The sequence below is a fragment of the Corynebacterium uberis genome (genome assembly GCF_020616335.1).
GTDB lineage: Bacteria > Actinomycetota > Actinomycetes > Mycobacteriales > Mycobacteriaceae > Corynebacterium > Corynebacterium uberis.
On record NZ_CP085051.1, the window covers coordinates 776,629 to 794,250 of the forward strand.

The 17,622-nt window shown below is 62.2% G+C and carries 20 protein-coding genes and 1 pseudogene; 5 read left to right on the forward strand and 16 right to left on the reverse strand.

What is annotated here, in order from left to right; genetic code table 11:
• Positions 1-6: 6 nt before the first annotated feature.
• From LH390_RS03575 to pth (LH390_RS03625), 11 genes and pseudogenes are all read right to left on the reverse strand, one after another.
• On the reverse strand, positions 7-408 hold the full coding sequence (locus LH390_RS03575) for a hypothetical protein (RefSeq protein WP_227280552.1): 402 nt from the start codon (positions 406-408) through the stop codon (positions 7-9).
• Between the two features lie 9 nt (positions 409-417).
• The gene (locus tag LH390_RS03580) at positions 418-1,023 is read right to left on the reverse strand and encodes a DUF1707 SHOCT-like domain-containing protein (protein ID WP_227280551.1); all 606 of its coding nucleotides are present in this window, start codon (positions 1,021-1,023) and stop codon (positions 418-420) included.
• Between the two features lie 95 nt (positions 1,024-1,118).
• The gene (locus LH390_RS03585; protein ID WP_227280550.1) at positions 1,119-1,274 is read right to left on the reverse strand and encodes a hypothetical protein; all 156 of its coding nucleotides are present in this window, start codon (positions 1,272-1,274) and stop codon (positions 1,119-1,121) included.
• A gap of 23 nt (positions 1,275-1,297) precedes the next feature.
• Positions 1,298-2,941: a peptide chain release factor 3 gene (locus LH390_RS03590; RefSeq protein WP_227280549.1), complete on the reverse strand. Its 1,644-nt coding sequence runs from the start codon at positions 2,939-2,941 to the stop codon at positions 1,298-1,300.
• A 770-nt stretch (positions 2,942-3,711) separates the two neighbouring features.
• A complete protein-coding gene (locus LH390_RS11665) occupies positions 3,712-4,503 on the reverse strand; it encodes an ABC transporter ATP-binding protein (protein WP_353057198.1) in 792 nt (263 codons plus the stop codon).
• Positions 4,470-5,435 carry a hypothetical protein gene (locus tag LH390_RS03600; RefSeq protein ID WP_227280547.1) on the reverse strand — a complete coding sequence of 322 codons (966 nt, stop codon included), beginning with the start codon at positions 5,433-5,435 and terminating at the stop codon, positions 4,470-4,472. The genes LH390_RS11665 and LH390_RS03600 overlap by 34 nt, the downstream gene beginning before the upstream one ends.
• Positions 5,436-6,532: 1,097 nt before the next feature.
• Positions 6,533-6,744, reverse strand: a pseudogene (locus tag LH390_RS03605) (transposase); the annotation flags it as partial.
• A gap of 175 nt (positions 6,745-6,919) precedes the next feature.
• Positions 6,920-7,705, reverse strand: a complete 786-nt coding sequence (locus tag LH390_RS03610; protein ID WP_227280546.1) for an ABC transporter permease — start codon at positions 7,703-7,705, stop codon at positions 6,920-6,922.
• Positions 7,702-8,694: an ATP-binding cassette domain-containing protein gene (locus LH390_RS03615; protein ID WP_227280545.1), complete on the reverse strand. Its 993-nt coding sequence runs from the start codon at positions 8,692-8,694 to the stop codon at positions 7,702-7,704. The genes LH390_RS03610 and LH390_RS03615 overlap by 4 nt, the downstream gene beginning before the upstream one ends.
• 213 nt (positions 8,695-8,907) lie before the next feature.
• Positions 8,908-9,198, reverse strand: coding sequence for a hypothetical protein (locus LH390_RS03620; protein WP_227280544.1), 291 nt, complete (start codon positions 9,196-9,198; stop codon positions 8,908-8,910).
• Between the two features lie 194 nt (positions 9,199-9,392).
• A complete protein-coding gene (pth, locus tag LH390_RS03625; RefSeq protein WP_399524780.1) occupies positions 9,393-10,061 on the reverse strand; it encodes an aminoacyl-tRNA hydrolase in 669 nt (222 codons plus the stop codon).
• Between the two features lie 52 nt (positions 10,062-10,113).
• On the opposite strand from pth (LH390_RS03625), the gene LH390_RS03630 reads away from it, so the two are divergent.
• Both LH390_RS03630 and LH390_RS03635 read left to right on the forward strand, forming a co-directional pair.
• Complete coding sequence (locus LH390_RS03630) at positions 10,114-11,157, forward strand: NAD(P)H-dependent flavin oxidoreductase (protein ID WP_227280543.1); 1,044 nt, start codon at positions 10,114-10,116, stop codon at positions 11,155-11,157.
• A gap of 48 nt (positions 11,158-11,205) precedes the next feature.
• Positions 11,206-11,733: a hypothetical protein gene (locus tag LH390_RS03635; RefSeq protein WP_227280542.1), complete on the forward strand. Its 528-nt coding sequence runs from the start codon at positions 11,206-11,208 to the stop codon at positions 11,731-11,733.
• Here the strand turns inward: LH390_RS03635 and LH390_RS03640 are convergent.
• Positions 11,730-12,563 carry a fumarylacetoacetate hydrolase family protein gene (locus LH390_RS03640; RefSeq protein WP_227280541.1) on the reverse strand — a complete coding sequence of 278 codons (834 nt, stop codon included), beginning with the start codon at positions 12,561-12,563 and terminating at the stop codon, positions 11,730-11,732. The genes LH390_RS03635 and LH390_RS03640 overlap by 4 nt on opposite strands.
• A gap of 48 nt (positions 12,564-12,611) precedes the next feature.
• On the opposite strand from LH390_RS03640, the gene LH390_RS03645 reads away from it, so the two are divergent.
• Genes LH390_RS03645 through LH390_RS03655 form a run of 3 tightly spaced genes read left to right on the forward strand, consistent with a single transcriptional unit; the run spans position 12,612 to position 13,880 of the window.
• Positions 12,612-12,815 carry a hypothetical protein gene (locus LH390_RS03645; RefSeq protein WP_227282728.1) on the forward strand — a complete coding sequence of 68 codons (204 nt, stop codon included), beginning with the start codon at positions 12,612-12,614 and terminating at the stop codon, positions 12,813-12,815.
• Between the two features lie 59 nt (positions 12,816-12,874).
• Positions 12,875-13,282 (forward strand): hypothetical protein, encoded by a 408-nt coding sequence (locus LH390_RS03650; RefSeq protein ID WP_227280540.1) that lies wholly within the window; start codon positions 12,875-12,877, stop codon positions 13,280-13,282.
• 16 nt (positions 13,283-13,298) lie between these two features.
• Entirely contained in the window at positions 13,299-13,880 is a 582-nt protein-coding gene (locus LH390_RS03655) for a hypothetical protein (RefSeq protein WP_227280539.1), read from the forward strand.
• Here the strand turns inward: LH390_RS03655 and pth (LH390_RS03660) are convergent.
• The 4 genes from pth (LH390_RS03660) to LH390_RS03675 form a co-directional block, all read right to left on the reverse strand.
• Positions 13,877-14,428 (reverse strand): aminoacyl-tRNA hydrolase, encoded by a 552-nt coding sequence (gene pth / locus LH390_RS03660; RefSeq protein ID WP_227280538.1) that lies wholly within the window; start codon positions 14,426-14,428, stop codon positions 13,877-13,879. The genes LH390_RS03655 and pth (LH390_RS03660) overlap by 4 nt on opposite strands.
• A gap of 653 nt (positions 14,429-15,081) precedes the next feature.
• Positions 15,082-15,726, reverse strand: coding sequence for a 50S ribosomal protein L25/general stress protein Ctc (locus LH390_RS03665; RefSeq protein WP_227280537.1), 645 nt, complete (start codon positions 15,724-15,726; stop codon positions 15,082-15,084).
• A gap of 249 nt (positions 15,727-15,975) precedes the next feature.
• On the reverse strand, positions 15,976-16,680 hold the full coding sequence (locus LH390_RS03670; RefSeq protein WP_227280536.1) for a DNA alkylation repair protein: 705 nt from the start codon (positions 16,678-16,680) through the stop codon (positions 15,976-15,978).
• Positions 16,637-17,614: a ribose-phosphate diphosphokinase gene (locus LH390_RS03675; RefSeq protein WP_227280535.1), complete on the reverse strand. Its 978-nt coding sequence runs from the start codon at positions 17,612-17,614 to the stop codon at positions 16,637-16,639. The genes LH390_RS03670 and LH390_RS03675 overlap by 44 nt, the downstream gene beginning before the upstream one ends.
• Between the last annotated feature and the right edge of the window lie 8 nt (positions 17,615-17,622).

A 17,622-nucleotide genomic window follows, 5' to 3' on the forward strand; every position in this document is an offset into this window, starting at 1 on the left:
CCCGTTTTACTCGCACACCAGCCCAAGATTGATCCCGGGGATCTCCCACGCATACTGCTTATCGACGCCCCCGTCCTCACCCTGCGCCGCCACCTCACCGGTGCGCGCCACGAGCTGCGCGCGCACAGCCTGAGTGATGGGAATGATCCAGCCGGCTACCGGGTCCAATGCCGGGGCGGGGGTGGCCTTGTCCGGGGCTGCGACAAAGCTCACCGGCCGGGCGTCGGGGCACTCCAGGCGGACGTCCTCGCCCGCGCGCAAGGCGGCCGACAGTGGCGGCGCGACCTCGGGGGAGAAGGTGACAACCACCAGGGACTCGGCAGTGTGCACGTGGAGGCGCTGCGCAGCCAGGACGTGGGCCTGCTGCGGCGCGCGGGCCAGCGGGGAGCGGCGGCGAAAGAGCTTCATGGCCTGCGACTAACCCCGCGGATAGACCTGAACGTCTACCCCTCCGAAGGCCGCTAGGCCCGTGATGCGTACCCGGGGTGCGCCCGCCGGTGCTGGGGCAACACTGCGACCCTGTCTGGACGCCTGGCGCTGGCTGAAGCTGCCGAAGAGCCCCAGGCCCTCGCAGATGACCTCAACATCGTCGAAGACCTTGATGGTTATCCCCCCGAATAGCGCTACTGCCTGGATGACTGTCTCCGGGGCGCTCAGCTCCACGTTGCGCAGATCAATGTCCACCCCGCCGAAGGAAGCGACGGCGCGGTGGGTGGAGGCTAAGGCTCCGCGGGAGCGCTCCGTACCGCCGAAAACCCCCACCGACCAGGACGAACCCCGCACTGCGGAGGTGCGCCGGGGTGCGGGGGCTGAAGCTGCAACAGGTGTGGGGACGGTGGGGGCGGGGACGTCGGCAAGCAGGGCGGGAAGCTCATCGGCGTAGGTCGCCCGGATGGCGGCCATGGTGCGCTCCTCAAACTCCGCGATGGTCAGCTGCCCGCGCGACAACGCCGCGCCGAGCTCTTCGGTGGCCTGGTGGCGCTGGTCATCGGTGGCGCGCGGGCGCGCGGCGGGGGTGTTCATAGTGGTCATCCTAGGTGATAGGAATGACCCAGACCATTGCTGCGGGCGCGCTGGTGTGCCGATTGTCCGGCCGACACGGCTGGCGGGGCTGGTGGTTAGTCGGCCAGATCGTGCCGGGCGTAGCGCCGTGCGGCGCCCAGCTGGCGGCGTACCGCAAACGGATCGCGGCCAGCGCGTCCTGTCCCGCGGCGCTTGTGCGGCTTGCACAGGGCGCAGCCTCGCCAGCTGCGGGAGGGGTGATGATTAGGCACGGGTCGGGTGCTCCTTTTTGGGTTTAGTCGTCTGCCACCAGCGGCTCGAGAGTGAACTCCGGGTGCTCCTTCTCGATGAACGCCAGCTTCCACTTATCCCCGAACAGCGCGATGAGCTCGCCGTCGGTGCGGGTAAACACCTCGACGCCGCGCTGCCGGCCCAACCCGGGGGCGGACTCCGCGTCGGTGCGCCTGGCCACCTTATAGGGGATGGGGTCGATCTCCGTCTCCACGTTATATTCGGCGGCCATGCGGGCCTGCATGACCTCGAACTGCATGGGGCCTACGGCGGCCATGACGGGGTTGGCATCGCCGCGGATCTCATTGCGCAGGATCTGCACCACGCCCTCTGCATCCAACTGCTCGAGGGCCTTGCGGAACTGCTTGTACTTGCCCAGAGACTTGGCACGCAGGATCCGGAAATGCTCAGGGGCAAACTGCGGCATGGGCGGGTACTGGATCTTGCGGCCGGTATACAGGGTGTCCCCGGGCGCCAGCGATCCGGCGTTGACCAGGCCCACAATATCGCCCGGGAAGGCCGTCTCCACCGTGGCGCGGGTGCGCCCAAAGACGGTCAGTGCATACTTGGTGGAAAAGCTGCGCCCGCTCTGGGCGTGGGTCACCTGCATGCCGCGGTCAAACTCCCCGGAGACCACGCGCATGAACGCCAAGGTGTCGCGGTGATTGCGGTCCATGCCCGCCTGGGCCTTGAACACGATGCCGGAAAAATCATCATCGACCTCCCGGCGGGTATCCATGGCGCTGGTGGCGGCCTCGATGACCTTCGGGTCCGCGTCGCGCCCGGCCGGCGAGGGCGCCAGCGCACACAGGGCGTCCAGGATCTGGTGGACACCAAAGTTCAGCATGGCGGAGGCAAAGATCACCGGGGAGGTCTCGCAGGCCTCGAAAAGCTCCTGGTCATGCACGGCGCCGTCGGCAGCCAGCAGTTCTGCCTCCTCAGCGGCGCGCTCCCACACCTCGCCCTCGCGCTCACGGGCCTGGTCAGGGGAGTAGTGCTCCTCCGGCGCGATGGTGGAACCGCCGGCCGTGCGGATGAAGTGGACATACTCATCGACCTCGCCGTCCGGGGTGACGCGGGCCAGGCCCCGGAAATCGCCGGCATCACCGACGGGCCAAAACAGCGGGGTGGGCTGCAGACCGATCTCACTGACAATCTCATCGACAAGCTCCAGCGGTTCGCGGCCCACCCGGTCCCACTTGTTGATCACCGTCACGATGGGCAACCCCCGGGACTTGCACACGCGGAAAAGCTGGAGGGTCTGGGGCTCGAGGCCTTTCGCGGCGTCGATAAGCATGACTGCCGCATCGACCGCCATGAGCACGCGGTAGGTGTCCTCGGAGAAGTCCGCGTGGCCGGGGGTGTCCACCAGGTTGATCACAAAGGGGGCGCCCTCGTGGCCGCTAGGGGCGTATTCGAACTGCAAGGCTGACGAGGCGATGGAGATGCCGCGGTCCTTTTCCATCTCCATCCAGTCAGACACAGTGGACTTGCGTCCCGCCTTACCGTGAACGGCACCGGCCTCAGAAATCATGTGGGCGTGCAGCGCCAAAGCCTCGGTGAGCGTGGATTTACCGGCGTCCGGGTGAGCGATGACGGCAAAGGTGCGCCGCAGTGCTGCCTCGTTCTTGGTCGCGGTCTCGCTCATCGTCTCCCCTTCACGTGGTGGCTGGTGCCTGGTGCTTAGTTCTTGGCGCCTGACAGGCGCGCAACCTGAACAGGATACAGCACCTACCAGCGAAGTTGGAACCGGATCCAGTGCACGACTGCGAGGTGATGAGGGATGCAGGTGTTTGAATAGCGCAACGGCGGTGCAACTTGTTTAGTTCTGGCCCCGTACCCACCGTAAGCACAATGCGGCGCTGGCGATTGCCACTACTGCTTCTGCAATAGTCCAATGTGTGATTGTAAGTAGCATGTTCCAGTTTCTGGGGGATGCGGAGCTATCGTAGGCGAAGATGAGTAAGCCTAAAAGCACCGTGAGGGGAATAAACCAAGCGCGAATATTTCGGATGATACAACAACAAATTATGCAGATGCCTTGCCAGAATAACGTTCCTATCAGGGTTTGTGTTACATCCTGTACCGAGAGGTTCACGCAGATGAAAAAACGAAGTAGACCCGCGATGCATACAACAATAACTAACTGAAGAATGCAGAATACGGACATTGCGAAAAGTCTGATACGGAGGAGGGAGGATGGAGCAACATCTTCCATCGCAGGGGCTACCGGATTGACGGTCGTGCCAGCCAGTCCGCCGAGAACCACGGGTAGCAGTCGAGCCAAGGGCGTGTCTAATGCATAGTTCGCGCTTGGGATTCCCCATGAAATGGGCATAATCCATAGCAACGACGTCGCAGCGAGCACAGAAAGTGCAAGCGCGTAACCTATGCGACGCGTTGAAAGGAAGGTAGTAATCATCGGACCGTCTTGGAAATGAGGCTGGTGTAGTTATGCTCCATTTGTTCCAGAGTCGTTGCGCCGCTAGCTCCCAAGACGCTAGCCGGACCTTGGTAACATAATTGCCCTGAATTGATGACCAATAAGTCATCCGCGCAGGACACCACATCTTCTACAAGATGGGTGCTCAATAGGACCGTGGGTGGATGCTGTTGGGAGTGGAGCTCTCTAAGTAAGGCTCTAAAATGTGCGCGTTGTTGTGGATCAAGTCCGGCAGTGGGTTCATCGACGATAATTAGCTGTGGATGTCCGGCAACGGCCGCTGCGATGCCCGCACGTTGACGCATTCCGCCGGAGAGAGACTTCAGCGCGGTATCAGAATCACCGCCTAGGCCAACAGTGTCGATGGCCTCTGTGGTGGCACGGTCCCGCAGCTTCGAAGGGTAGCAACGCATCCAGAGGCTATAAGAGACAAATTGACTCACGGTGAGAGACTCATCAGCGCTGAAATTTTGCGGTAAGTAGCCGAGATTGCGTCGGATTTTATCACGGTCACGCCGCACTCGTGGGTCTAGGCCCCGTATACGTAGTTCTCCTGAACTTGGTCTAGCGACGGTAGCGAGGATGGAAAGCAATGTCGTCTTTCCGGCTCCGTTAGGACCGAGTAGAGCGATAACCCTACCAGTTCTCAGTTCAAAGGTGATGTCCGTGAGAACCGGACTGTGGCGATACCCGCCAGACACCTTTGTGGCTTGTAGTGCTGGTGGGAGTGAGGTCATGGCACAAGCTCCTCGGCATGAAAGGTACATGTGGTGAAATAGGTGGACAGGCTGGCAGCGAGACGGGCGCGAAGATCATCTGGGTCAAGTTTTTTTAACTGTTCTGTCAGGCGGACACGGTTCGCATCGGCTGCTGGATCCTGTGTGGCGAAGCCGCGGAAGTCTATGTCACCATACAGGTAGTTGTTGATGAGAACATAGAGTAGATCTGAGTCTTCTGACGGCGGACACGTGGTCCAGGGAAAAGCAGCGAGTAGACTCTGTGCGCCGCTCCAGGATGGGTTATCACCTCCGAAGGGGTATAAAACGATATTTTGGGGCGGTAGTGAAAGCCCGGGCTCGGCTGCTATGACCGGAGGAATGCTCATCTGGGCGGTTTCAATGAGCGATCGCTGCCTGGTGAGTTGCGCGTTGAGGGAGTCAAGTTTGAAAGCGTCTTCGGGCCACACACAGGCACGATCGTGTCGGGTGGTGGTGCATTCTGGAGACTTTGCCTGAGTTCGTGTCACCCCCACGGGCTGTACCCCACCGAAAAGAATAGTAATAATGACAAGGGTAGTGAGTGATACCCCGGCGACGCTCCGGTTGGTCATTGGTATGGTTCTAGGGAGGGTGTAGAGTAAGCAAAGAGCTCCAATAAGAAGCGCTAAGCAAGTGCTTATAGCCGCCCAGGCCAGGGGATTAAGCGTCTCCCACGTGTTGACGATGCCTGGCAGGCGTACCAGGTAGATTCCGCTAAATAGGCCTAGGATGACGGCGAAGATGGCATTACGTATCATTCCCAAGTTCAGATGCGCGGCCACCGTGCCAATGCACAATGCAATTGCCCCCAATCCGAAACTTAGCCCGAGGTAGCGGTAGTCTAAATAACCCGGAGTATGGCGTACCCACGTAACAACGAGGATTGCTCCACTTAAGAGGAACTGTGGTAGAAAAACTGATATCAGGTAGGTCTGGAGCACTTGCCTTGAGTGAACTGCACTCCAGCGTCGCGGAGTATGCATCCATACCGGGCGTGCATTGGCACCCACGCGTATGGATTCCTGCCAGGAAGCACACGCAGCAATAACCGGCATAGCATACATAACGGGTGCGCATATTGCTACCGTAGCCGCATTCAGGCTGTTGTGCCAGGATGTTGCGAGGGATAGCATGGTTGCTACCCATACTGCTGCCAAAAGTATTGCAGAAAAGAGCTGGCGCTTCCTTGCAGGCGTCATGTGCGGTTTTACTGCCAGTGAGTTTGTGCGGTGTGAACGTGGAAGAAGCAACCGGTTTGGGCGATTCCGAGTGACACCTGATTCTGATAGACCGGGACCCAACGGCTCATGATGGTGGGTTGAGCGGTGCAATGGGCGTGTGTGGCAACCTGTCCGGTTGCGGTAGCTGGGCGGCAGTTGCTCCATGCAGAAGCGCCCTGGATAAACGCTTGACACCCGTTGACGACTGAGCCCCGATAACCGACCGCTGCCATGGCTATCGGGGTGCAAGGGCTAGGGTAGCGAGGGTTGCGAGGCTCAGAGCCGATGCCATTTTGGGCATGAGCATAATCCTTTCGTGTACAGAGGATGGTATGTGCTATCCGCACATCGCGTAGGATACGTGGTCATCGGTGAGGCTGCCATAAGAGTTAGGGAAAATATTTCGGATTACACCCCAATATGGGGTAGGTCCCGTGAAGGTATGTATGGAGGCAAGGTCGTGTGTTCGCCATAAGGAATACTTAAAATTTATCCGGGATCCAAGGGTCTGTCTCTCCAGAAGGGTGAGCTGTGCGTACTCTTTGGGCGACCGCCCCATCTTCATGCTGCAACGCCTCAGTTTCCAGCGTGTTCAGCACTCTTTTGACTATCTGAAGCTGATCAGGGCTCTCACAAAGTAACTACCAAGTCCCCGACCATCAGAGGGGATACTGTAGTGGTCATGCTGGGGCTCCTTCATCGCCTGGATCGCTGTATTGGTCCGTTGGGCGGTTCAGGATCGATGTCGCGGAAGGGTGCGGGCAGGGGGCTAACAACTTTCAATCATGAAAATGTGTCCTTAAGCGGCTCTTCGCGTTTTAGAGTGCATTGATCGCGGCTTGCAGTCCTCCGGAGTGCAGCAGGGACCGCAAGCTGTAGTTCTCGAGGTTGCGGAACCCTAGGGCGATCCCCTGCAGGGGCTCAAGCGTCCATTGATCGCTTCAACTGGCCCATTGGACGCTCCGATACCGCAAAACGCCAAAATGTCTTCGCGACGGCGATACAAGGTATGACCCAGCTGGCGGAGTTCATCTGTTGTGTTGTTAAATATTTTGCTCGAGTACTAGTTACGTGCTCTCTACGACGAAGCTCCCCTTCATTGCGAGCAGCCTTGATCAGGGCTACGCGAACGAATGGCTGTGGAACTCTACTAAAGAATGCACTCCTAGGATGTCTTACACCGATTCTCTGGTGCGATGCACAAGTCACGCCGCCTTCCGGTACCGCGCCACCGCCAAGGGGGCGAAGACGACCGTAAAGATCACCGTACCGGCAAGAACGCCGGCGATGGGGTGCTGCATGGGCCAGGTATCCGGAATGGGGGCATCGCCGGTGTTGCCAAACAGGTCACGGGTGGCTTGGACCAGGGCAGAGACGGGGTTCCATTCGGCGAAGGCGCGCAAGAACCGGGGCATGGATTGGGAGGGCACAAACGCGTTGGACAGGAATGTCAGGGGGAACAGGACCATAAAGGACGCGCTGTTCATGGCTTCGGGGCTGCGCACAACAAGGCCCAGCAGAATCATCACCCAGGAAAACGCCCAGCAGAAGATGAGCAGCAGGCCCATGCCTGCCAAGAAATGCAGCCAGCCGTCTTCGAAGCGCCACCCCACGATTGCTCCGGTGAGCACCATGACGCTCAAGGTAAAGGCATTAAGCAGCAGGTCGGCGATGGTGCGCCCGACCACGACGGCGGAAGGGGCCATGGGCAGCGTTTTAAAGCGGTCGATCAGCCCCTTCTTTTTATCTTCGGCCATGAACATGCCGGATAGCGTGGAACCAAAGACGGCGGTTTGGACGAAAATGCCGGCCATGAGGAATTTGGTGTAGTCCGTGCCGGGCACGGTGATGGCGCCGCCGAAGACCTGGCTAAAGAGCAGCACAAACATGACGGGCTGGGCTACACCCCAGGTAAGCACGTCGGGGTTGCGCCGGAACCGGATGATATTGCGCAGCACGATGGCGCGGACGTCGCTCAGCCAGTTGATCATGAGCGGACTCCTTTGTTGGTGGCGTCAGCTTCTTCGGCGGGTTCGGCGGTCGCGTCATGGCCGGTGAGCTGTAAGAAGACGTCGTCGAGGGTGGGGCGGGTCAGGCCGGCGTCGTGCAGCGAGATTCCGTGTTGGCGCAGGCCGCGCAGCGCCTCTTCAAGGCTGTGGGCACCGTGGGTGGCCGGGGCGGTGATGGTGCGCTCGGCGACGTGGGGCTGTGTGCCGGTGGCATTGGCGATGATCTGGGCTGCCTTCATCGCAGCAGTGGCCTTCTCCACCGTGATGGAGATGCGCTGCCCGCCGACCTCGCGCTTGAGTTCGTCGGCAGTTCCTTCCGCGATGACGCGCCCGTGGTCGATGACGCTGATGCTGTCTGCCAACTGGTCTGCCTCTTCGAGGTACTGGGTGGTCAGCAGCAGGGTGGTACCGGCCGCGACGCGCTGGCGGATGATGTCCCACAGGGCTAGGCGTGCTGCGGGGTCGAGGCCGGTGGTGGGTTCGTCAAGAAAGAGGATGCGTGGGTCATTGACCAGTGAGGCGGCCAGGTCTGCGCGCCGGCGCATGCCTCCGGAAAATCCCTTGACCGGCCGGTTTGCGGCGTCGGTGAGGTGGAAGGTTTCTAGCAGTTCATCGGCGCGGGCTTTGGCGCGGCGGTCGCCGAGGTGGAACAGCCTGCCGATGAGGATGAGGTTTTCACGGGCGGACAGATCCTCATCGATGGTGGCGTATTGGCCGGATGCGCCGATGATGCTGCGCACGCGGTGGGCCTGGCGCACCACGTCGAACCCATCGATGGTGGCGGTGCCGGAGGTGGGGGTTATCAGGGTGGTCAGTACCTTGACGGTGGTGGTTTTTCCGGCGCCGTTGGGGCCAAGGAGCCCACGCACGGTGCCTTGTTCTACCTCGAGGTTCAGCCCGTCGAGGGCGTGGACCTCCCCGCTGGAGGTGCGGTAGACCTTGCGCACGTCGCGCAGTGAGATCAGTGACATGGTGTCACAGTCTACGCAAACCTAAGGGCGTTTAGCGTTCCAGCTGCTTCTCGACGTCTCTATGGCCCCGCCCGCAGCCACCTGCGGGAGGCAGGGGCTAACGGTTGAAGGTTAGTGGTGCCCGCTCACAGCCACAGCGCAGCAAAACCCCGCCACCCAAACATTAGAAGACAAGCATGGGGAGCGGGGCAGGATAGGCCGGAGGGAATGTATTTAGTGATCGTCCCAGTGGCCCTCGTGGGCGGCGTGGCGGTGGCCGTCATGGATGTAGTCCACGTGGTCGCCGTGGGGGACGGCGACGTGGCCACAGTTCGGGCCGTGCTCGTGGTCGTGGCCTTCGTGGACGTGGTGCTCTTGGGGCTCGCACTCGTCCCAGTGGCCCTCGTGCTCGCGGTGGAGGTGGCCGTCGTGGACGTAGTCGGTGTGGTCGCCGTGGGGGACGGCGACGTGGCCGCAGTTGGGGCCGTGGGTGTGGGTGTGGCCTTCGTGGGTGGTGTGGGTCATGGTTTCTCCTTTGTGGAGTAGGGAACAACCTTCTTAAGCCCTGACACTACTCATTTTTATTAGGTTTTCAATAAGGCCATTCCCGCAGGTAGAAGCGCTATTGAGCACCGTTTCCAACAAGCGGAAAACGGCAAGCTCACAGCCGGTGCGCTGCGTCGCCCTCGCCGCCGCGGCATACCCCCATCCGGGGGTGGCTAGCTGGAGTGGATGACGTTTTGCGCCTTGGCCAAGCCCTCTGTTGCTACCAACCGGCAGGCGCGCGCGGCGGTGGTGATAGCGGCGTCGAGAAGCGGACCCGAATCCACCGCCCCCAGCACCCAATCGATGACCGGAGTACCCTTCGGCGGGCGCGAAATACCGATGCGTACCCGCAGGTAATCGCGGGATCCCAGGTGCTCGCTAATGGACTTCAACCCGTTGTGGCCGTTCTCGCTGCCACCCTGGCGCAGCCGCACCGTGCCCAGTGGAAGGTCCAGCTCATCGTGGCAAACGATCACCCGCTCCGGCGGCAGGCCGAGTGCGCGGGCGGCCGGGCCCACCGCCTCGCCCGAGGTATTCATAAACGTTGTGGAGCGCATCACCACCGCCGTGGAATCACCGATGGGCACCACAGCGGCCTGCGCCGGCACGCCTGTGCACGCTGTGAGCACCTTGCCGTCGACCGCCAGCAGATCATCAACGGCCATATAGCCCACATTGTGGCGGGTCGCGGCGTACTTCGCACCCGGGTTGCCCAGCCCCACGATCAGCCAGTCGGCGCTGACCTCACGCAGATCCAGCGCAGCTGTCGGGCGCGCCGAGCCGGACGTGTCAGCCGCCGGGCGGCCAGAAACAAGGTCCTTGAACTTCTGAAGAAATCCCACGGTCGCCCATTGTCCCACAACTGCCGCGCCCCGCTGGCCTACCATTGGCACCATGAGCCCCGCACCGGCAACCCCCGCCTGTCCCCGAGTGCCCATCATCGCCGCCCCGATGGCCGGTGGGCCCTCCACCCCCGAACTCGTCTGTGCCGTCGGCCAGGCGGGCGGACTGGGATTCTTAGCCTCCGGGTCGTCCGACGCCGCCACGCTCGATGACCAGATGCGCACCGTCGCCGACGGCGGCGTGCCGTATGGCGTCAACCTTTTCTGCCCCCAAAACCCTGACCCCGAGCGCGAATGCATCGGCGAGGTTGCCCAGGAGCTGCAACCGCTGTTTGCCCAACACGGCCTGGAATGGCCCGGCATCCCGGACGTGGATTACATGTTTGGCTGGAACGCCAAATTCAACGCCATCCTCGATGCCGTGCGCGCCGGATACGGACCCACTGTGGTCAGCTGCACTTTTGGCATCTTCGCCCCCAACGAGTTCGACTGCCTGCGCGCCTACGGCGTCGAGGCGTGGGTCACCGTCACCAACCCGCAGGACGCCCGCGTAGCCGCCGACGCCGGGGCCCGCGCCCTGATCGTCCAAGGCCCAGAAGCCGGCGGGCATCGCAGCACGTGGAGCGTGTGCGCCACCCCCGACGAGCGCCCGCTTGAACAATTGCTTATCGACGTCCACGCCGTCACCGACGCCCCGCTCATCGCCGCCGGCGGCCTGACCACTCCCGGCGCCGTCGCCCGCGTCCTCGCCCAGGACGGGGTGTGCGCCGCCGCCTGCGGCACCGCGTTCCTGCGCGCCCCCGAAGCAGGAACCAGCCAGCGCAATCGCCGTTTGCTTAGCGACGCCACCGCCGAGGCGCTGCGCACAGTGTCCACCCGCGCGTTCTCCGGCCGCTTCGCCCGCGGCCTACCCACCGCCTTCACCCAGGCCCATCCCGACCTCAAGCCCTGCTACCCGCACCTGGGAGCACTCATGGCGCCGCTGCGCGGCCGCGATGAATTCGCCTACTGCCTGTGCGGTGCCGAATATGCGTCCGCGCCGGAGACACCCGCCGGGGAAATCGTGTCCTGGTTGGCCTCCGAGCTGGAAACTTAAGGGCTGCGGGGCTGTAACGGCGGGTGATCCGGGGCGGATAAATCGGGTATGAAGAAGCTGCTTGCCGCTGCCAGCGCCGCGACCGCGCTGGCGCTTGCCGTCCCCGCCCCTGCCTTTGCCACTACACCGGGTCCTGCCCTGGGTGCGTCCTTCACCGCGCCGCTGGTCTACGGGTCATCCGAACACGTCGACGTCTACTACCTGGTGGGCTATGAGGAATTCAATACCATGGGCCACCACTACGGTGATGCCGGCCAGACCTTCGCCCACTACACGCGTACCCCCAACCAAAACATTGACGGGTTGCGCATCATCACTCCGAAGGGGCAGCTGCCCGCGGAGTTCTGGGTGGACGCCGTGCCCTGGGAGTACTCGTCTAACACGTACCCCACGATCAAGATTGTCACGGGCTTCGAGCCGAAGTTCCCCAATGAACCGGATTCACAGCTGATCACCCCCACCTACTTTGGGCAGGTCCTCTGGACGCTTCCCGAAGTCAACCGCACCATCGTGGGCTCCACCATCCCTGCGCTCGACACACTCGCGGCGCAGGTTGGTGGGATTTTTCATCCTTAAATCTGCTCAAAGACCGTCTTGTTAGCAATGCGCCCCAGGCCGGCGATCTCAACGGTCACGGTCTGGCCATCGCCGATGTAGCGCTGCGGTTTCCGGGCATGTCCCACGCCGCCCGGGGTGCCGGTGGCAATGACGTCGCCCGGATTGAGCGGGTAGATGTGTGAGATGTACTCGATGAGGTCCTCTGGCTTAAACACCAGATCATCGGTGGGGGTGGACTGCACCTGCTCCCCGTCGAGGTAAGTGGCCAGCTCCCCGCCAAAAGCAAACGCATCCGCAGTGGTTAGCCAGGGGCCAAAGCCCGCCGAGCCTTCCATGGACTTTCCTTGGTGCCACTGCAGGGTGCGGTATTGCATGTCCCGCTGGGTGTAATCATTCATCACCGCATAGCCGGCGATGTACTCTGCGGCATCAGCAGCAGCCACGCGCCGAGCGCGGGCGCCGATGATCACCGCCAGCTCGCCCTCCCAATCCAAAGCATCGTGCCTGTCATGAGGTGCCAGGACATCATCAAACGGCCCGGTCAGCGCCTCGGGGAACTTGACAAAGAGCGTCGGATAATCCGGCTTGGGCCGCCCCATCTCCGCGATGTGATTGGCGTAGTTCATGCCCACACAGATGATCTTCGACGGGTGTGGAACTACCGGGGCAAGGTCCGTGGGGGCAAAGGTCAGCGAGGGGGCGTCGGCACGCTGGGCGATCTGCCGCCACGACGGATCAGCTAGCAACGCGCCCACATCCGAAAACCCAGCAATGGGCACGCCGGTGGAGTCAGTCTCCACCCGGACGGCAATAGTGGTGGAATCAGAACGAACAGTGGCAAGACGCATCGCAGGGGTGTCCTTTCAAACGAAAAACTACAGCCTAGACTAGAAGGCGTGGGTAAGGCCGACAAGCAACGCAAGAAGATGGCAAAGGTGCGCCGCCAGCTGGCCAGCGGCAAAACCAAGAAGAAATGCTGCCGCTCCGACCCGCGATGCCGCACCTGCCCCACAGTCGTGCACCGTTTGAAGCGTTGCGGCGCCTTAGAGCTCGATGATCGCGCCCTGGCCAAAGCCGTGAAAAAAGCCCGGAAATGGTAGTGCGCTAAGGTGGGGGAAATCACCGCTGAGCTTGAGCTATCCAGGAGGGGTCCACGCCGATGGGCGAAACCATTGCGCAGCGCAGCAGCGTCAACGCCGCCGACTACATCGCGTCCAACTACAACGACTTTGAGGCGCAGCGCTCCACAGCGCTACGGCCCGTAGAAGTCTACCGAGTCACCTCCGGATACGGCGGGCCCAGCTCCACGCCCCGCAACCCCTTCGACAGGGTAGAACTCTCCCGCGAACATCCCGTCGACGCCCACGGCAACGTCCGCCGCACCCTTGATGCCCACCACCAGGTGTTTGATGAAAACGTGGGCAAAAACCTCAACTGGCTTGACACCGCCAAGGCAGAGGTGGCGAGGAAGAAAATGCCGAACCTTACGGGGGCGTCGATAAGCCTTGCTATCCAGATTCTGCTGCTCTGGGCGGTACTGGTGCCGCTTATTTTCTTCGTCTTTTAAAGGGGGGCTAAAAGCAATGGCACGACGCTATGTGGTTTATGAAGAAGAAGACTATTCCGGATGTGGCATCTTCCTGGTCATCGCGGTAGGCCTGTGGCTGCTCACCCTGCTGGCACCACTACTGGTCACACTGGCTAAAATCGCCGCCGCAGGTGGAGCAATCTGGCTCAGCGCCAAAGCAGTGGCAGCGTGGCTGAAAAAATACCACGAAAAAGAAGACCTGGAACGCGACCGGCATCTCCTAGAACAAGAAACCGTGCTGGTAGAACAAGAAATCCGGGGACGCCTCGCCACCGCAGTCACCCGGCTAGACAGCCTGCTGGGCCACTGGCATCAACTCTGCGAAGTACAAGGAATAGGCTCCGGCGCAGAAAAGCTGATTAGCCGCTATCATGATGCCGCCAACTCCACCGAAGCCCTCGATTTTCTGCGCTATACAGAAGAACGCGCCTACGCGGAACTCAGAAACTCCCGCAACCTCCTTGACTGCGCCCCCTCCCCGGGAAATGCCCGCGCACTGAGCGCCGCCTACAGCGCCCTTACCCGCGCAGAAGAAGACTTCTACATCGCCGTGTCCTGGGCCAATGTTGAAGACTAACTAGCTGCGGATATTGCCCGAATAATCTCCCGCGCAGCAGTATCCGCAGCAATAGCCACCTCCACCCGCTCAGACTTAGCAAAGCGGCGCAGCACAAAAGCCGCCGGATCCATGCGCCCCGGTGGACGGCCAATTCCGCACGACACACGCACATAATCCTTCGTACCCAATGCCTTGGTGATAGAGCGCAAACCATTGTGGCCCCGATCGCCACCACCCGGCCGCAACGCCACCTGCCCCAAATCAAGCTCAAGTTCGTCATGGCAAACGTAAATGTGGTCTGCGGGGACCTTATAGTAGTCCGCCAGTACTCTGACCGGACCGCCGGACAGGTTCATCAGGCACCTCGGGCGTGCGAGGACGACATGCTGGCGATCACTGCCCAGGCGAGCCTCCGCGACCTCCGCGTTCACCTTGCGATTCGCCTTAAACGCCCCGGCCCCCAGCTGCGCGGACAGCTCCGCGATGACCTCGAAGCCAAAATTGTGGCGCGTACCGGCGTACGAGGCCCCCGGGTTTCCTAGGCCAACAACAAGAACAGTAGACACAAGGCACAACTCTACCGGGCCGCCGCGGGGCGCCCGCGAGGGCGGGACGGGGCCTTGTGTGTGTGGGCTTGTGCGTCGGGGCCTTGCGTGGGGTCTTTTGCCGGGGGTCTTTTGCACCGTGTGACTGGTGTGACTGACCGAGTGCGTTTTCGGGGGTGAAAAACGGCCGAACGGGGGTGGTTTTGTGCACCGTGTTAATCCCACCAGTCACACGGTGCATGCGGAGGGGCATGCGGGACCGGCAGGGGAGGGTGCGCGGGGCTTCGTAGCAAGGCGGGGCAGTGGGGCAGGGGGATTGCTGCCTCACCTGCTGCTCGTCCCTGCGTGGGTTCTTGACCAGACGGCGTGGCTATCCCCTTGCGCGGGTCCTCGTTTTGCACCGTGTGACTGGTGTGACTGGCCAAGTGCGTTTTCGGGGGTGAAAAACGGCCGAATGGGGGTGATTTTGTGCACCGTGTTAATCCCACCAGTCACACGGTGCATGCGGAGGGGCATGCGGAGGTGCATGCGGAGGGGCATGCGGAGGTGCATGCGGAGGTGCATGCGGGACTGACAGGGAGAGCGCGCAGCGCCACGTACCAAAAAGAAAACAGGGGCGACGGCCCACGGTGGGTCATCGCCCCTGCGTCATGCGCAAGGAACGCGGAGGGGTTTTACTCGGCGTCGGTTTCCTCGGTGGACTCGGCACCGGCCTCGGCGCCGCCTTCCTCGGCAGCCTCGGCGGCCTCCTCGAGTTCTTCGTCAACCTCGGGGTAGGAGACGGCCACGATCAGGGTCTCCGGATCGGCGACCAGGGTGACATCGCCCGGCAGGGTGATCTCGCCGGCGGTGATCTTGGTGTCCACCTCGGCGCCCTCGATGGAGACGGTGATCTCGTCGGGGATGTTGAGCACGTCGGCCTCGACGAGCAGCACGTCGGCGTCCTGGATGGCCATGGTGCCGGCGGCGGGCTCGCCTTCGATGACCACGGGGACCTCAACCTCGACCTTTTCGCCGCGCTTGATGGCAAGCAGGTCGATGTGGTCGATGTCCAGGGTGAGCACGTTCTGGTCAACGTGCTTGACCATGGTCAGGTGGGGGGTGCCGTCTACGTTGAGCTCGACGATGGCGTTGGCGCCGTGGTTGCGCACCAGGGCCTGGATTTCCAGGCGGGACACGGCAAAGTGGACCGGGGTTTCCATCTCGGGGCCGTAGATGACGCCGGGGACCTTCCAGTCGCGGCGCAGGCGGCGGGCAACACCCTTGCCAAATTCGGTGCGGGCGTCAGCCTGGATGGTGGGGTACTTGGTCGAAGGCATGTGGATGCTCCTTATTCGTTGGAAAGAAGGTCGTGTCCCAGGCCACCATTGCCTGCCCGCTGCCCTGTACAGGGGCCTCCGGGCAGCAAAAAGCCTGCGGCGGGACTCTGGTTCTTCGTCTTGGTCGAGTCTCTTCGCAGGCACAAGTTTGTTTGTGAAGATGGTGATCGCGTCGATAACGGAGCGGCGCACACAAGGCGGGCTCCCTCGCCGAGACTGGTCTACTTTAGCACTGCCCGGCGGTAGGGCTCAACCCTTGGTGCCAATGTGTTTGAGGGCTTCACGCCGGGAGAGTGCGGAAAGGCCTTTTCCTTCGCAGGAGTGCACGAAGTTTCGTACCCAGATGGGGTTGGTGCGGGCGTAGTCGCGCAGCGCCCAGCCGATGGCCTTATCCAGGAAGAACTCTCCGGTGCCCACGTTCGCCTGGATGCAAGCGGAAAGCAGGTCGGTGTCTGTGGCGTCGCGTCGGCCTAGCTGGTGGAGGAGTGCCACGCGACGGATCCAGAGGTTTGGGTCATGTGCCCAGGAGAGCATGGTGTCTGTCGCTGGGGCCATGCGTCCGATCACGCCGGCAAGCGGGTCGACGGTGTCCCACCAGGAGTGGGTGGTCACCAGGCGGTAGAGGGCCGGGAGCTGATCCTGAGGCACAGCGTGGCGTTGGGTGCGCAGGTGGTCGCAGGCGACGTACTGGTATTCGCGGTGGGGCTGGTCCCAGCAGTCGTTGATCAGCTCCCAACAGGGCTGGTCGCGCAGCGGCGAGAGGATTGGTTTGGTGGCGTGGCGGCGGGGCACGGCGCTGATGCCTAGGAATGCGAAACGCCCCCGCATGTAGGCCGCCATGGCCTCCGCCCGCAGGGGGTCTGCGAGGGGGAGGAGAGCGGCGCGAATGAGCGAGAGCGCGTCAGACAGCTTAGGCCTGGCCTTCGAAGAGGTGGGTGACGGATCCGTTTTCAAAGATTTCGTTGATGGTCTGTGCCAGCAGCGGGGCGATGGACAGTACCGTGAGGTTGGACCAGCCTTCGGTGGATTGCGGCAGGGTGTCGGTGGTGATGACTTCTTCGGCGCCGCAGTCGGAGAGCCGTTCGCGGGCGGGGTCGGAAAAGACGCCGTGGGTACAGGCGATGACTACGGACTTCGCGCCGGCTTCCTTGAGGATGCCCACGGCGCCGGCGATGGTGCCGCCGGTGTCGATCATGTCATCGAGCAGGACGCAGTCCTTCCCGGCGACGTCGCCGACGACGCGGTTGGCCACAACCTCGTTGGCCACGTCGACGCTGCGGGTCTTGTGCACGAAGGCCATGGGGGCGTCGCCAAGCACATTGGCCCACTTTTCGGCGACCTTGACGCGGCCGGCGTCGGGGGAGACCACGCAGATGTTGTCCAGGGAGTACTTGCCCTTGATGTAGTCGGTGAGGATGGGCATGGCATGCATGTGGTCGACCGGGCCGTCGAAGAAGCCCTGGATCTGGTCGGTGTGCAGGTCCACTGCCACGATGCGGTCTGCGCCGGCGGTCTTGAGCAGGTCGGCGACGAGGCGGGCGGAGATGGGCTCGCGGCCGCGGTGCTTCTTGTCCTGGCGGGCATAGGGGTAGAACGGCAGGATCGCGGTGATGTGCTTGGCGGAGCCGCGCTTGAGGGCGTCGATCATGATGAGCTGCTCCATGAGCCACTTGTTCAGCGGCTGGGTGTGGGATTGCAGCACAAAGCAGTCGGAGCCGCGGACGGACTCTTCGAAGCGGACAAAGATTTCACCGTTGGCAAAGTCACGGGCGGTGGTGGGGGTCAGCTCGATGCCGAGCTCGTTGGCCACCGCCTCGCCGAGCTCCGGGTGTGCGCGCCCGGAGAAGAGCATGAGGTTTTTGTGGGTTTGCTTCCAGTGGGCAGACATGGGTTTTC